11 protein-coding genes are annotated in these 13,920 nt (G+C 63.4%); 5 read left to right on the top strand and 6 right to left on the bottom strand.

Features of this window, described 5'->3' with window-relative positions; translation table 11 throughout:
- From JOY50_RS07105 to gloB, 4 genes are all read right to left on the bottom strand, one after another.
- Positions 1-1,836, bottom strand: coding sequence for an extracellular solute-binding protein (locus JOY50_RS07105; protein ID WP_243054983.1), 1,836 nt, complete (start codon positions 1,834-1,836; stop codon positions 1-3).
- Positions 1,833-3,662, bottom strand: coding sequence for an extracellular solute-binding protein (locus tag JOY50_RS07100; RefSeq protein ID WP_202877136.1), 1,830 nt, complete (start codon positions 3,660-3,662; stop codon positions 1,833-1,835). The genes JOY50_RS07105 and JOY50_RS07100 overlap by 4 nt, the downstream gene beginning before the upstream one ends.
- Before the next feature lie 218 nt (positions 3,663-3,880).
- Positions 3,881-5,311, bottom strand: coding sequence for a lytic transglycosylase domain-containing protein (locus JOY50_RS07095; protein WP_019470470.1), 1,431 nt, complete (start codon positions 5,309-5,311; stop codon positions 3,881-3,883).
- 100 nt (positions 5,312-5,411) lie between these two features.
- On the bottom strand, positions 5,412-6,191 hold the full coding sequence (gene gloB, locus JOY50_RS07090; RefSeq protein WP_132841975.1) for a hydroxyacylglutathione hydrolase: 780 nt from the start codon (positions 6,189-6,191) through the stop codon (positions 5,412-5,414).
- An 85-nt stretch (positions 6,192-6,276) separates the two neighbouring features.
- Between gloB and JOY50_RS07085 the strand changes: the two genes are divergently transcribed.
- The 4 genes from JOY50_RS07085 (at position 6,277) to JOY50_RS07070 (ending at position 10,747) form a co-directional block, all read left to right on the top strand.
- Complete coding sequence (locus JOY50_RS07085) at positions 6,277-7,050, top strand: class I SAM-dependent methyltransferase (RefSeq protein ID WP_243054982.1); 774 nt, start codon at positions 6,277-6,279, stop codon at positions 7,048-7,050.
- A gap of 15 nt (positions 7,051-7,065) precedes the next feature.
- The gene (gene rnhA / locus JOY50_RS07080) at positions 7,066-7,512 is read left to right on the top strand and encodes a ribonuclease HI (RefSeq protein ID WP_016488238.1); all 447 of its coding nucleotides are present in this window, start codon (positions 7,066-7,068) and stop codon (positions 7,510-7,512) included.
- Positions 7,513-7,563: 51 nt separating this feature from the next.
- Entirely contained in the window at positions 7,564-8,322 is a 759-nt protein-coding gene (gene dnaQ / locus JOY50_RS07075; protein WP_132841973.1) for a DNA polymerase III subunit epsilon, read from the top strand.
- Between the two features lie 175 nt (positions 8,323-8,497).
- Complete coding sequence (locus tag JOY50_RS07070) at positions 8,498-10,747, top strand: Orn/Lys/Arg decarboxylase N-terminal domain-containing protein (protein ID WP_243054981.1); 2,250 nt, start codon at positions 8,498-8,500, stop codon at positions 10,745-10,747.
- On the opposite strand, the gene JOY50_RS07065 is transcribed toward JOY50_RS07070, so the two are convergent.
- Positions 10,731-10,949 carry a hypothetical protein gene (locus JOY50_RS07065; RefSeq protein ID WP_016488235.1) on the bottom strand — a complete coding sequence of 73 codons (219 nt, stop codon included), beginning with the start codon at positions 10,947-10,949 and terminating at the stop codon, positions 10,731-10,733. The genes JOY50_RS07070 and JOY50_RS07065 overlap by 17 nt on opposite strands.
- A 156-nt stretch (positions 10,950-11,105) precedes the next feature.
- Here JOY50_RS07065 and chrR point away from each other — a divergent pair, with 156 nt between their 5' ends.
- The gene (gene chrR / locus JOY50_RS07060; protein ID WP_138737528.1) at positions 11,106-11,666 is read left to right on the top strand and encodes a class I chromate reductase ChrR; all 561 of its coding nucleotides are present in this window, start codon (positions 11,106-11,108) and stop codon (positions 11,664-11,666) included.
- Positions 11,667-11,820: 154 nt separating this feature from the next.
- Here the strand turns inward: chrR and JOY50_RS07055 are convergent, their stop codons facing one another.
- Positions 11,821-13,893, bottom strand: a complete 2,073-nt coding sequence (locus tag JOY50_RS07055; RefSeq protein WP_243054980.1) for a TonB-dependent receptor domain-containing protein — start codon at positions 13,891-13,893, stop codon at positions 11,821-11,823.
- Between the last annotated feature and the right edge of the window lie 27 nt (positions 13,894-13,920).

Genomic DNA, 13,920 nt, shown 5'->3' with positions numbered 1-13,920 from the left:
TTAGTTGGCCTCGTCCGCAGGGGCTTCGCTGACCGCCGGGGTCACCCCGGGCTTGATCCACCAGGTGTCGATGCCGATGTCGTACTTGGGCGACACTTTCGGGTGGCCGATGTGGTTCCAGTAGGCCACGCGCCAGGTCTTGATGTGCCAGTTTGGGATCACGTAGTAGCCCCACAGCAACACGCGGTCGAGGGCACGGCAGTGGTCGATCAGGCTCTGGCGAGAGTCGGCGTTGATCAGTTGTTCCACCAACTGGTCGATGGCCGGATCGCGCAGGCCGATGAAGTTGCGGCTGCCGGGGTTGTCGGCGGCGGCACTGGACCAGAATTCGCGCTGCTCGTTGCCCGGCGAGTTGGACTGCGGGTAGCCGCCGACGATCATGTCGTAGTCACGTGAACGCAGGCGGGTGATGTACTGGGAAACGTCCACCCGGCGGATGCTCAGGTTGATGCCGAGGTCGGCGAGGTTGCGCTTGAACGGCAGCAGAATGCGTTCGAACTCGGTCTGCGCCAGCAGGAACTCGATGGTCACCGGTTTGCCTTGGGCGTCGACCATCTTGTCGTCAACGATTTTCCAGCCGGCTTCCTGCAGCAGCTTGTAGGCCTGGCGCTGCTGCTCGCGGATCATGCCGCTGCCGTCGCTGACCGGGTTCTTGAAGGGCTCGGAGAACACCTGCTCGGGGACCTTGCCACGCAGTGGCTCGAGGATCTTCAACTCATCTGGGCTGGGCAGGCCATGGGCGGCCATTTCCGAGTTGTCGAAGTAGCTGCCGGTGCGGGTGTAGGCACCGTTGAACAGCTGCTTGTTGGTCCACTCATAGTCCAGCAGCAGGCTCAGCGCCTGGCGCACACGCACGTCCTGGAACACCGGGCGGCGGATGTTGAAGATGAAACCCTGCATGCCGGTGGGGTTGCCGTTGGGCAGCTCTTCCTTGATCAGGCGGCCTTCGCGCACGGCGGGCACGTTGTAGGCGGTGGCCCAGTTCTTCGCGCTGACCTCCAGCGCATAGTCGAACGCCCCGGCCTTTAGTGCTTCCAGGGCGACGGTGGTGTCGCGGTAGGAATCGAAGGTCATGACGTCGAAATTGTAGAAGCCACGGTTGATCGGCAAGTCCTTGGCCCAGTAGTCCTTGACCCGCTCGTAGCGCACCGAGCGGCCGGCCTTGACCTCGGCGACCTTGTACGGGCCGCTGCCCAGGGGGATTTCCAGGTTGCCGCGGTTGAAGTCGCGGTTTTCGTACCAGTGCTTGGGCAGGACTGGCAGCTGGCCGAGAATCAGTGGCAGCTCGCGGTTGCCCTTGTGCTTGAACCTGAACAGCACCTTCAGCGGGTCTTCGGCGACCACTTCGGCGACGTCGGCGTAGTACTGGCGGTACAGCGGCGCACCGTCCTTGATCAGGGCATTGAAGGTGAACACCACGTCCTCGGCACGCATCGGGTGGCCGTCGTGGAAGCGGGCTTCGGGGCGCAGGTAGAAGCGCACCCAGCTGTTGTCCGGGGCCTTCTCGATCTTGCCGGCCACCAGGCCGTATTCGGTGAACGGCTCGTCCTGGCTCTGGCGCATCAGGGTGTCGTAGATGCTGCCGATGTTCTCGGCCGACACGCCTTTGTTGATGAACGGGTTGAGGCTGTCGAAGCCGCCGAAGCTGGACTGGCGGAAGGTGCCGCCCTTGGGCGCGTCGGGGTTGACGTAGTCGAAGTGCTTGAAATCGGCAGGGTACTTGGGTGGCTCGTCGTACAGGGTGAGTGCGTGCTGCGGTGCGGCCAGGGTGGGAAGGCTCAGGCAGGCGAGCAACAGGCTGCATGCCAGCCGGCGCAGACGGTGCGTTGGCGTCATTGGGCTTTCTCCGAAGTCTTGATCCACCAGCTGTTCAGCCCAAGGGTATAGGGCGGTGTGGTGACGAAGGCGAACCGGTTGCGGTAGGCCAGGCGATGGTTGTCGAGGTACCAGTTGGGGATCATGTAGTACTGCCATGAGAGCACGCGGTCCAGGGCGCGGGCGGCGGCGACCTGGTCGTCGCGGCTGCGTGCGGCCAGCAGGGTGTCGAGCAGGTGGTCGACCACCGGGTCCTTGACCCCAGCATAGTTCTTGCTGCCCTTGGTGGCGGCCTGGCTGGAATGGAAGTACAGCCACTGTTCCAGGCCGGGGCTCAGGGTCTGGTTCAAGGTCATCAGAATCATGTCGAAATCGAACTGGTCCAGACGTTGTTTGTACTGGGCACGGTCCACGGTGCGCAAGCGTGCATCGATGCCGATGCTGGACAGATTTTCGACATAAGGTTGCAGGATGCGTTCAAGGTTGGGGTTTACCAACAGCAGTTCCATACGCAGCTGCTGGCCCTTGCTGTCGACCAGGCGCTGGCCGTTCAGCTTCCAGCCAGCCTCGGCAAGCAGGCCCAAGGCCTGGCGCAGGGTCTGGCGGCTGATGCCGCGGCCATCGGTGTGGCTGACCTTGTAGGGTTCGCTGAACAGCTTGGCCGGCAACTGGTCGCGGAACGGCGCCAGTAACAGCCACTCCTTGCCGGTGGGCAGGCCGCTGGCGGCGAACTCGCTGTTAGGGTAGTAACTGGTCGAGCGGCGGTAAGCGCTGCTGAACAGGGCGCGGTTGGTCCACTCGAAGTCGAGCATCAGCCCCAGCGCCTGGCGTACCCGTGGGTCGCTGAAGGTGGCCCGGCGGCTGTTCATGAACAGGCCCTGGGTTTGCGTGGGGATGCGGTGCGGGATCTGGGCCTTGATCACCTCGCCACGGCGCACCGCCGGGAAGTTGTAGCCGTTGGCCCAGTTCTTCGCCTGGTGCTCGATATAGATGTCGAATTCGCCAGCCTTGAACGCTTCGAAGGCCACTGTGGCGTCGCGGTAGAACTCGTATTCCACGCGCTTGAAGTTGTACTTGCCACGGTTGACCGCCAGGTCTTTGCCCCAGTAGTTCTTCACCCGTTCAAACACCAGCCGGCGCCCAGGTTGTACCTGGGTGATGCGGTAGGGGCCGCTGCCCAGTGGGGGCTCGAAGGTCGTGGCCTTGAAGTCGCGCGTTTGCCAATAGTGCTTGGGCAGCACCGGCATCTCGCCCAGGCGCAGGATCAGCAGCGGGTTGCCGGCGCGCTTGAACACGAAACGGATGCGCAGCGGGCCGAGGATGTCTACCCGCTGCACTTCCTGCAGGTTGGTGCGGTAGATCGGGTGGCCGTCCTTGAGCAGCGTGCGGTAGGAAAAGGCCACGTCTGCCGAAGTGATCGGTTGGCCGTCATGCCAGCGGGCTTCTGGGCGCAGGTTGAACACCACCCAGCTGCGGTCCTCGCTGTACTCGACCGTACGGGCGATCAGGCCGTAGCTGGAGGTCGGCTCGTCACCCGACGGGTCGTACTGGCCGGTGCCGACCATAAGCGGCTCGTTCAGCTCGTTGATGCCGTACTGCTGGAAATTGGGCGTGGTGATCGGGCTCGACCCCTTGAAGGTGTAGGGGTTGAGGGTATCGAAGGTGCCAAAAGCCATGGCGCGCAAGGTGCCGCCCTTGGGCGCTTGCGGGTTGACCCAGTCGAAATGGGTGAATGTGGCCGGGTACTTGAGCGTGCCGAACTGCGCGTATCCGTGGCTTTCGCTCACCATCGCGGCTGCGGGAAAGCTCAAGGCCAGGCTGAGTGACAGCAGGAGGGGACGTATCAAGTCGGCATCCGATCCAGAGGCGTTGGGCTTTGATCGGGTACAGTAACAGCTTGGTGGGGTTGGAAAAAGAGTGCGGCCAGAGGATTGCAAAGGGCCGCTGCGCGGCCCATCGCCGGTAAGCCAGCTCCCACCCCGACTGCATCGGCTTCAAGCCATGTGCAGTACCTGTGGGAGCCGGCTTGCCGGCGATGGGGCGCGCAGCGGCCCCGGGTTTTACATCAATGCGAGAGGTAGACGGTCAGGGTCTGGCCTGGCTTGAGGGCGTGGCCGCTGCGTGGGTTCCAGCGCTTGAGGTGCTGCATTTCCACGTTGAAGCGCTTGGCCACTAGGTACAGCGAGTCGCCCTTGCGTACCTTGTACTGGGTGGAGCGCTTGCCGGATGCCGCTACCCGGTTGCCGGCAGCGCTCGGCCCATTGCCACCGCGCAGGGCCAGCACCTGGCCTGCGCGCAGGCTGTTGCCGGACAGGCGGTTCCAGCGCTTGATGTCCTTGACCGACACGCGGTTGGCTTTGGCGATGGCGCCCAGGTTGTCGCCGCGCTTGACCCGGTAGCTGCGCGCTGCAACCGGTGCCTTGGCTTCGGCCACGGCGCGGGCGAACACGGCTTTGTTCGGTTGCAGGCTGACCAGTTGCTCGGGCTTGAGGTTGGACAGGCTGTCGCTGAGCAGCTGCGCCTTGGCGGTTGGCACCAGCAATTGCTGGGGGCCGTCCACGGTCATGCGCTTCTTGAAGGCCGGGTTGAGCTGGATCAGCTCGTCTTCGTCGATGTTGGCAAAGGCCGCCACCCGCGACAGGTCCAGGCGATCATTGATGGCTACCGCTTCGAAGTAGGGTTCGTTGGCAATCGGGTTCAGGTTGACGCCATAGGCTGCAGGCGTGAGCACCACCTGCGACAGGGCCAGCAGCTTGGGCACATAGTCACGGGTTTCCTGGGGCAGCGGCAGGTTCCAGTAGTCGGTTGGCAAGCCGAGCCTTTCGTTGCGCTCCATGGCGCGGCTGACCGTGCCTTCGCCGGCGTTGTACGCGGCCAGGGCCAGCAGCCAGTCGCCGTTGAACATGTCGTGCAGGCGGGTCAGGTAGTCCAGTGCTGCGTTGGTCGATGCGGTGATATCGCGGCGGCCATCGTAGAAGTTGGTCTGGCGCAGGTTGAAGTGGCGACCTGTCGCTGGCATGAACTGCCACATGCCGGCAGCGCTGGCGCGTGAATAGGCCATCGGGTTGTAGGCGCTTTCGATGGCGGGCAGCAGGGCTAGCTCCAGCGGCATGTCGCGCTCTTCAAGACGCTCGACAATGTAGTGCAGGTAGAGGCTGCCGCGCTCGCCGGCGCTTTCGATGAAGGTGGGGTTGCTGGCGAACCACAGGCGCTGCTGCTCGATGCGCGGGTTGACGTCGATGCTGTCCTGCAGGGCAAAGCCCTGGCGCATGCGCTCCCAGACGTCCTGCGGCGCCTGCTCGGCCGGCTTGACCAGCAGCGGTGCAGGCTTGTGCTTGATCCGCGCCTGGTAGTTGTGCGCGCGAACGCTTTCGGATTCGTCAAGCTGACGGGTGCTCTGGCAGCCCACCAGGGTGGCGGCCAGAGCCAGCGCACTGATTTGGGCCAGGCGCGTCAGGGCGACGGAATGAGAGGTTCTGCGGCTACGGGAAGACATCGGCTGAGACAGGTATCCGGGCGAAAAATTTCGGCGATTCTAGAAACCGCTCCGGGCCTGGTCAACCTTTGACCATCGATTGCGATATATCTTGAGGTTATCAGAAGGTGTCCTTCCAAGACCTCAAGGCAGCAAAAACAGTGACCTGCGAGTCGTTTGGATGTCCCTTCCATTCGTCTGCTTTTTGTTTAACTAATGTTTCAGAGGTACGCAGAAAGGGGTTGGTCAGGCGTTCCAGGCCGATCGTTGATGGCAAGGTGATGCGATTGTCGGCGCGCAACCGGGTAACGTCCTCGAACCGCTGCAGAACGTGCAGGTTGGTGGGTTCCACCGCCTTGGCAAAGCGCAGGTTGCTGAGGGTGTACTCGTGGGCGCAGTACACTTCGGTTTGCGGCGGCAGCGCCGCTAGGCGGGCGAGGGCCGGTTGCATCTGTTCGGGTGTACCCTCGAACATGCGCCCGCAACCGGCGGCGAACAGGGTGTCGCCACTGAACAGCACTGGCGTTGCCGGTTGGTCGCTGAAGAACGCGATATGCCCCAAGGTGTGGCCAGGCACCGCCAGTACCTGGAACGTCACGCCCAGCACCGTCACCTCGTCGCCTTCGTCCAGGGCCAGGTCGCGGCAGGGAATACGCTCGTGGGCCGGGCCGCAGACCCGTGCGTTGGTCAGTTGCTTGAGCCGTTCGACGCCGCCGACATGGTCGTTGTGGTGGTGGGTAATCAGGATGTCGCTGAGCACCCAGTCGGGGTTGGCCGACAGCCAGCCTTCCACTGGGCCGGCGTCACCCGGGTCGACCACCGCGCAGCGGCGTTTGGCAGTATCCTGTAACAACCAGATGTAGTTGTCGGAGAAAGCGGGGAGAGCATCGATCTGTATCATGGTGCGGATCCGATTCGCCAAGCGTGGCACATGAAGGCATCTTAGCCGCGATGGCGCGGTGGGAGAACCTTCGAGGGAGAGCGCAATGACCGACCAAGCCTTTGCCCAGGCCGACCCGGACTGGGTCGAGCTGATCAGCCTGGCCCGTGAGTGGTTCAATGGCCCGATCGGCCAAATGATGCTCAAGGAAGAGGAAAAATTGCTGGAAGAAGAGCTCGGGCGCTTCTTCGGGGGTTATCTCGTGCACTACGGCCCCTGCGCGGAGCCGCCGCCCAGCGCCCCCCAGGTGCAGCGCAACGTGCGCCTTGGGGCGCCGCTGCCGGGGGTAGAGATTGCCTGTGAAGAGCAGGCCTGGCCGCTAAGCGAGCACGCCGCCGATGTGGTGGTGCTGCAACATGGCCTGGATTTCAGCCTGTCGCCCCATGGCTTGCTGCGCGAGGCTGCCAGCGCCGTGCGCCCGGGCGGGCACCTGCTGATCGTCGGGATCAACCCGTGGAGCAGTTGGGGCATGCGCCATTTCTTCAGCCACGGCGCCCTGCGCAAGGCGCGCTGCATCTCGCCGTCGCGGGTAGGCGACTGGCTCAACCTGCTGGGCTTCGCGCTGGAGAAACGCCGCTTCGGGTGCTATCGTCCGCCGCTTGCCTCACCGGCCTGGCAGCAGCGTCTGGCGGGCTGGGAACGGGTAGCCGGCGGCTGGCAGACCTCCGGTGGCGGGGTGTACCTGCTGGTGGCCCGCAAGATGGTGGTGGGCCTGCGGCCGTTGCGCCCGGAGCGCCGCGAGCCGATGGGCAAGTTGCTGCCGCTGCCGCTGGCCAAGGTGAACCGCACGGCGGCCAACCCTGAAACTGACAAGCACTGAATTCAAGAGTGGTACATGAGCGATAGCGTCGAAATGTTTACCGATGGTGCCTGCAAAGGCAATCCTGGCCCGGGTGGCTGGGGGGTCCTGATGATCTACAAGGGCGTCGAGAAGGAACTGTGGGGCGGCGAACGTGAAACCACCAACAACCGCATGGAGCTGATGGCGGCCATCCAGGGCCTGATGTCGCTCAAGCGTGAGTGCGATGTGGTGCTGACCACTGACTCGCAGTACGTGATGAAGGGCATCAACGAGTGGATGGTCAACTGGAAGAAGCGCGGCTGGAAGACCGCTGCCAAAGAGCCGGTGAAGAATGCCGACCTGTGGCAGCAGCTCGATGAGCAGGTCAACCGCCACAAGGTGAGCTGGAAGTGGGTGCGCGGCCATATCGGCCACCCCGGCAACGAACGCGCCGACCAGCTGGCCAACCGTGGGGTCGATGAGGTGCGCGCCCAGCGTTGAGCTGGGGTACAATCGCGGCCTTTGTAACTGATGCAAGTTGGAGCGCCCCGCGTGGAGCAGCAGCAAGATAAACGGTTTGTCATTCTCGATACCGAAACCACGGGTATGCCGGTCAGCGAAGGCCACCGGATCATCGAGATCGGCTGTGTCGAAGTGATCGGCCGGCGCCTGACCGGGCGGCACTTCCACGTCTACCTGCAGCCGGACCGCGAGAGTGACGAGGGCGCTATCAACGTCCACGGCATCACCGACACCTTCCTGGTCGGCAAGCCACGCTTTGGCGATGTAGCCGAGGAATTCTTCGAATTCATCCAGGGCGCCACGCTGGTCATCCACAACGCGGCGTTTGACGTTGGCTTCATCAACAACGAATTTGCCTTGCTGGGCCAGCAGCATCGCGCTGACATTTCGCAGCATTGCACCATTCTCGATACCCTGTTGCTGGCGCGTTCGCGCCACCCGGGGCAGCGCAACAGCCTGGATGCGCTGTGCAAACGCTACGACATCGATAACTCGGGCCGTGAGCTGCACGGCGCATTGCTCGACTCGGAACTGCTGGCTGACGTCTACCTGGCGATGACCGGTGGCCAGACCAGCCTGTCGCTGGCTGGCCATGGCGCAGATGCCGAGGGTGATGGGCAGGGAGGTGGTGGTAGCGAGATCCGCCGGATTGTCGGGCGTACGCCGGGGCGTGTGATCATGGCCAATGCCGAGGAACTGGAGGCGCATGCCGAGCGGCTGGCTGCTATCGCCAAGTCGGCGGGCGGGCCCTCCATGTGGCAGGCCCTTACCGAGGCAGCGGCTGGCTGATTTTTAGCCTGTACCGGCCTCTTCGCGGGCACGCCCGCTCCCACAGGTACTGCGCAAGGCTTGAGTGCAGTGGGGTTCTCTGTGGGAGCGGGCGTGCCCGCGAAGAGGCCGGCCCTGAGAACACAGGTTCAACTACCCTGAAATGGACGCAATGTCCTTAGGAGGTAGCCACCTGATGTACAAGGACCTCAAGTTCCCGATCCTCATCGTCCACCGCGCCATCAAGGCCGACAGTGTCGCCGGCGAGCGCGTGCGGGGCATCGCCGAAGAACTGCGCCAGGATGGCTTTGCCATTCTCGCCGCCGCTGACCACGCTGAGGCCCGGCTGGTTGCCGCCACCCACCACGGCCTGGCCTGCATGCTGATCGCTGCCGAAGGCGTTGGCGAGAACACCCACCTGCTGCAGAACATGGCCGAGCTGATCCGCCTGGCCCGCCTGCGCGCACCCAACCTGCCGATCTTCGCCCTGGGCGAGCAGGTAACCCTGGAAAACGCCCCCGCCGAAGCCATGAGCGAGCTCAACCAGCTGCGCGGCATTCTTTACCTGTTCGAAGACACCGTGCCGTTTCTCGCCCGCCAGGTGGCGCGTGCCGCACACACCTACCTGGATGGCTTGCTGCCGCCGTTCTTCAAGGCACTGGTGCAGCATACCGCGCAGTCCAACTATTCCTGGCACACCCCTGGCCACGGCGGCGGCGTGGCTTACCATAAAAGCCCGGTGGGCCAGGCTTTTCACCAGTTCTTCGGGGAAAACACCCTGCGCTCGGACCTGTCCGTTTCCGTGCCGGAACTGGGCTCGCTGCTCGACCACACAGGCCCCTTGGCCGAAGCCGAAGCCAGGGCGGCGCGCAACTTTGGCGCGGACCACACCTTCTTCGTCATCAATGGCACTTCCACAGCCAACAAGATCGTCTGGCACGCCATGGTCGGCCGCGACGACCTGGTGCTGGTAGACCGTAACTGCCACAAGTCGGTGGTGCACGCAATCATCATGACCGGCGCCATCCCGCTGTACCTGTGCCCGGAGCGCAATGAACTGGGCATCATCGGCCCGATCCCGCTCAGCGAATTCAGCCCCGAGGCAATCGACGCGAAGATCCAGGCCAACCCCCTTGCCCGTGATCGTGGGCGGCGCATCAAGCTGGCGGTGGTGACCAACTCCACCTACGACGGGCTGTGTTACCACGCCGGGATGATAAAGCAGAGCCTGGGTGCCAGTGTCGAGGTGCTGCACTTCGACGAAGCCTGGTTCGCCTATGCGGCGTTTCATGACTTCTTCACTGGGCGCTATGCCATGGGCACTGCCTGCACGGCAGACAGCCCGCTGGTGTTCAGTACCCATTCCACACACAAACTGCTGGCCGCGTTCAGCCAGGCCTCGATGATCCATGTGCAGGACGGGGCCAGGCGCCCACTGGACCGGGACCGCTTCAACGAAGCGTTCATGATGCATATCTCGACCTCGCCGCAGTACAGCATCCTCGCCTCACTGGATGTGGCCTCCACCATGATGGAAGGCCCTGCGGGGCATTCACTGCTGCAAGAGATGTTCGACGAAGCGTTGAGTTTTCGCCGTGCCCTGGCCAATTTGCGCGAGCACATTGCTGCGGATGACTGGTGGTTCAGCATCTGGCAGCCGCCGAGTACCGAAGGTATCCAGCGCCTGGCCGCGCAGGACTGGCTACTGCAACCGGGTGCGCAGTGGCATGGCTTTGGCGAAGTGGTGGCCGACTATGTGCTGCTCGACCCGCTCAAGGTGACCTTGGTAATGCCGGGCCTGAGTACGGGTGGTGTGCTGGGCGAGCATGGCATTCCGGCGGCGGTGGTCAGCAAGTTTCTCTGGGAGCGGGGGCTGGTAGTGGAGAAAACCGGCCTGTACAGCTTCCTGGTACTGTTCTCCATGGGCATTACCAAAGGCAAGTGGAGCACTTTGCTTACGGAGTTGCTGGAGTTCAAACGCCACTACGATGGCAACACGGCCCTGAGCAGTTGCCTGCCGAGCGTGGTGGCAGCTGATGCTTCACGCTACCAGAGGATGGGGCTGCGCGACCTGTGCCAGCAGTTGCATGACTGCTACCGCGCCAATGCCACGGCCAAGCAACTGAAGCGGCTGTTCACGCGCTTGCCGGAGGTGGCCGTGAGCCCGGCCCGTGCCTATGACCAGATGGTGCGTGGCGAAGTGGAGGCGGTGCCGATAGAAGCGCTGCTGGGGCGCGTGGCGGCAGTGATGCTGGTGCCGTATCCGCCCGGTATTCCGTTGATCATGCCGGGCGAGCGGTTCACCGAGGCGACCCGCTCGATACTCGACTACCTGGCTTTCGCCCGGGCATTCAACCAGGGCTTCCCCGGTTTTGTCGCCGACGTGCACGGCTTGCAGAACGAGAGTGGCCGTTACACCGTGGACTGCATCACGGAATGCGAATGATCTCGACGCCGCTACGCGCCAGTTCGAAGCGGTTTTCACCGAGGTGGTTGACCTTGTCACCGATGGCCAGGCGGTAGGTGGTGATGGGGGCGCCCAGCGTGCTGCCGTCAAGTTGCAGGGTGGATTCCTGGAACTCGTGCACGGGGTAGATACGGCCTTCGGCGTCACGGGCGTGGAATTGGCCGACCATTACTGCTGCCATTTGGGTGGAAACCTCTGAATTACGTAGAAAATGTCTGAAGGCATAGACCGTGCAACTGTCTCGGAAGTTTTCACCCTGCGGAAAAAAAACCAAAGCGCCGAGGAACGGTCATCTATAACTACAACGTCCCTTTACCCAGCAAAGGTTGGAAATGCCATGAGCCAGGTGTATTCGGTAGCGGTTGTCGTGGGTAGCTTGCGCAAGGAGTCGTACAACCGCAAGGTCGCCCGCGCACTTTCGGAGCTGGCGCCGTCCAGCATTGCCCTGAAGATCGTCGAAATTGGCGATTTGCCGTTGTACAACGAGGACGTCGAGGCCGAAGCGCCGCCGCAGGCGTGGAAGCGTTTTCGCGAGGAGATCCGCCGCAGTGATGCAGTGCTGTTTGTTACGCCAGAATACAACCGATCGGTGCCGGGCTGCCTGAAAAATGCCATCGATGTGGGCTCGCGGCCGTACGGGCAAAGTGCCTGGAGTGGCAAACCGACGGCGGTGGTGAGTGTATCGCCCGGAGCCATTGGCGGCTTTGGCGCCAACCATGCCGTGCGCCAGTCGCTGGTGTTTCTGGACATGCCGTGCATGCAAATGCCTGAGGCCTACATTGGCGGGGCGGCAAGCCTGTTCGAGGACTCGGGCAAGCTCAACGACAAGACCCGGCCGTTCTTGCAGGCGTTTGTCGACAAGTTTGCCTCGTGGGTGAAGTTGAACAGGGCGGTTTGATTGCCTGAAGTAGACATCCCTGTAGGAGCGGCCTTGTGGCGCGAAGGGCCGCAACGCGGTCCCGGCAATTTCTGCATAACCGCTGAAATCATGGGGTCGCTCTGCGACCCTTCGCGACACAAGGCCGCTCCTACAGGCTGGCGTGTCGCAGGCTCTAGCGGAAGCTGTAGGAAACGCCGGCGTAAACGCCAAACCCTTCGCCCGGCGTCGAACGGGCGTTGTCCTGGCCGGCATCGTTGTAGGTAGGCGTCACCGTCGCCGCATACCGCTTGTTGGTCAGGTTGCGCAGGTCCAGCCATGTCTGCCAGTCCTGTTTGGGTGAATTCCAACCCAGGCGCGCACCGAGCAAGGCATATTCATCGGCGTGATAGCTGTTGGCATAGTCCACCTGCACCTTCGACGCCATCTGCGTGTTGACCCCGGCGTAGAAGCCGCTCGGCCAGTCATAGCGCAGTTCGGCCTGGTAGTAGTGCATGGGGATGCCGGGCAGGCGGTTGTCGCCAAACGTGTCGTCATCACGGTAGTGGAAGTCGCTGAAGGTGTAGGCCTGGCGCAAGCTCAGCTTGCCGGTACCGGCGCGTTCCCACAGCGTGCTGTCGAGGCCGGCCTCCACGCCCTGGTGCACGGTAGCGCTGGCGTTGAACTCCGAGGTGAAGTTAGGCACCACTTCCACGGCCAGCAGTTCGTGGCGCACTTGCGAGTAGTACCAGGCAAGGTCCCAGCGGCCAAACGCCGAGTCGCCACGCGCGCCCAGCTCCAGGGTAGTGGCGGTCTGGTTCTGCATCTCGATCGGCTGGATCTGCTTGCCGCCCGTGCTGGGTGCGCTCCAGATCAGCGACCACGGGTGTGGCGGCTCTACCGAGCGGCTGAGGTTGCCGTACACCTGCAGGTCCGGGCGGATGTCGTAGCGCAGCCCCAGGCGTGGTGCATAGTCCCAGTCATGCATGCTCACCTTGCCGCCCTCGGTCGGGTAGGTCACGTCACTTTCGCGGCGGGTGTAGATCATTGCCAGGCCGGTGGTCAGCCACAGGTTGGGGGCCAGCTCCAGGTCGTTGCCGGCATGCAGCACGGTGTCCGAGCCCTGGTAGCTGAAGTCACGGGTGCGCGCGCCGAATACATCGCCATTGCGGGTAAATTGTGAAGCGCCACTGTTGGGCAGGTGCTTGGTGGTGCGCCAGCCGATGGTGGTCTTGCTTTCGTGACCAAGCAGCGTGTCGCGGCGCAAATAGTTCAGCGTGCCGCTGACATCGGTATAGGCCACCTTCAGGCGCATGGGGCCTTCGCGCAGGTCCATCGGGTAGTCGTGGTAGACCAGGCCGGCTTCCAGGCGCGCATCGTCGTCGAGGTAGAAGGTGGTCTTGTTGCCCACCCAGGTGCTGCCTGGTTGCGGGCGGCTGTCGTCGCGGGCCAGATAGGCCGGGTTGGCCGCACGCGGGTGGTGCTTGATCTGGTCTTTGGTCAGGCGCCCGGCCAGTTCGTTTTCTGTCTCCCGGTAGCGCAGGTAGAAGCGGGTTTCCAGGTTCGGGTTGAAGCGGTAGCCGACATTGGCAGCAATGCCCTTGGCACTGCCGCTGCTGTGCGCCTGGTAGCCGTCATATTCCGAGTCCGTCAGGGCCACGTAGTAGTCGAGATTGCCCAGCACCTGACCGGAGCTGATATGCCGGTGCTGGTAACCGCGGCTGCCGACCTCGTAGCGCACCTGCAGCGGCGGGGCGTCGTAGCCGGTGTGGGTGACGTAGTTGATCGCGCCGCCCAGCGCCAGGGCACCCTGGTCGAAACCATTGGCACCGCGCAGTACTTCGGCGCGGCTCAGCCACAGCGGCTCGAACAGTTCGTAGGGCGTACCGCCCGGGCCCGTCAGTGGCAGGCCGTCGAACATCGTGTAAACCCCGGAGCCGTGGGCACCCGGCGCGCGGTTGATGCCCGAGCCGCGGATCGACAGTTTGATGCCATCGTTGCCCGCCGATTGGGCGAATACGCCGGGCTGGTAGGCCAGCACGTCCTGGTTGCTGGCCACCCGGCCTTGCCCGGCGCGTTGCATGTCCACCAGGTTGCTGGCACCAGGTACCTCGCGCAGGCGCTCGCTGGCGGCTGTCAGGTCGTTCTGCTCCGCATCGGTGATCAGCACCTGGTCCAATTCGACCGCGGATGCCGCCAGGGCGGGCTGGGTGGCAGCAAAGGCAGCCAGCAGGCCAAGGCACGACGATGGGGGAAAAACCGAACGCATTGTACGACTCCAGGCGAAAGACGAATG

The organism is Pseudomonas sp. BP01, from assembly GCF_022760795.1.
GTDB lineage: Bacteria > Pseudomonadota > Gammaproteobacteria > Pseudomonadales > Pseudomonadaceae > Aquipseudomonas > Aquipseudomonas putida_Q.
The sequence above is the reverse complement of the archived record's forward strand: the minus strand, read 5'-3'. Positions and strand labels throughout refer to the sequence as shown.

Bases quoted from the DNA above. Each gene is read 5' to 3' on its own strand.
- JOY50_RS07105 (WP_243054983.1), bottom strand. From the start codon at position 1,836: ATGACGCCAACGCACCGTCTGCGCCGGCTGGCATGCAGCCTGTTGCTC.
- JOY50_RS07095 (WP_019470470.1), bottom strand. From the start codon at position 5,311: ATGTCTTCCCGTAGCCGCAGAACCTCTCATTCCGTCGCCCTGACGCGC.
- gloB (WP_132841975.1), bottom strand. From the start codon at position 6,191: ATGATACAGATCGATGCTCTCCCCGCTTTCTCCGACAACTACATCTGG.
- JOY50_RS07085 (WP_243054982.1), top strand. From the start codon at position 6,277: ATGACCGACCAAGCCTTTGCCCAGGCCGACCCGGACTGGGTCGAGCTG.
- rnhA (WP_016488238.1), top strand. From the start codon at position 7,066: ATGAGCGATAGCGTCGAAATGTTTACCGATGGTGCCTGCAAAGGCAAT.
- JOY50_RS07070 (WP_243054981.1), top strand. From the start codon at position 8,498: ATGTACAAGGACCTCAAGTTCCCGATCCTCATCGTCCACCGCGCCATC.
- JOY50_RS07065 (WP_016488235.1), bottom strand. From the start codon at position 10,949: ATGGCAGCAGTAATGGTCGGCCAATTCCACGCCCGTGACGCCGAAGGC.
- chrR (WP_138737528.1), top strand. From the start codon at position 11,106: ATGAGCCAGGTGTATTCGGTAGCGGTTGTCGTGGGTAGCTTGCGCAAG.
- JOY50_RS07055 (WP_243054980.1), bottom strand. From the start codon at position 13,893: ATGCGTTCGGTTTTTCCCCCATCGTCGTGCCTTGGCCTGCTGGCTGCC.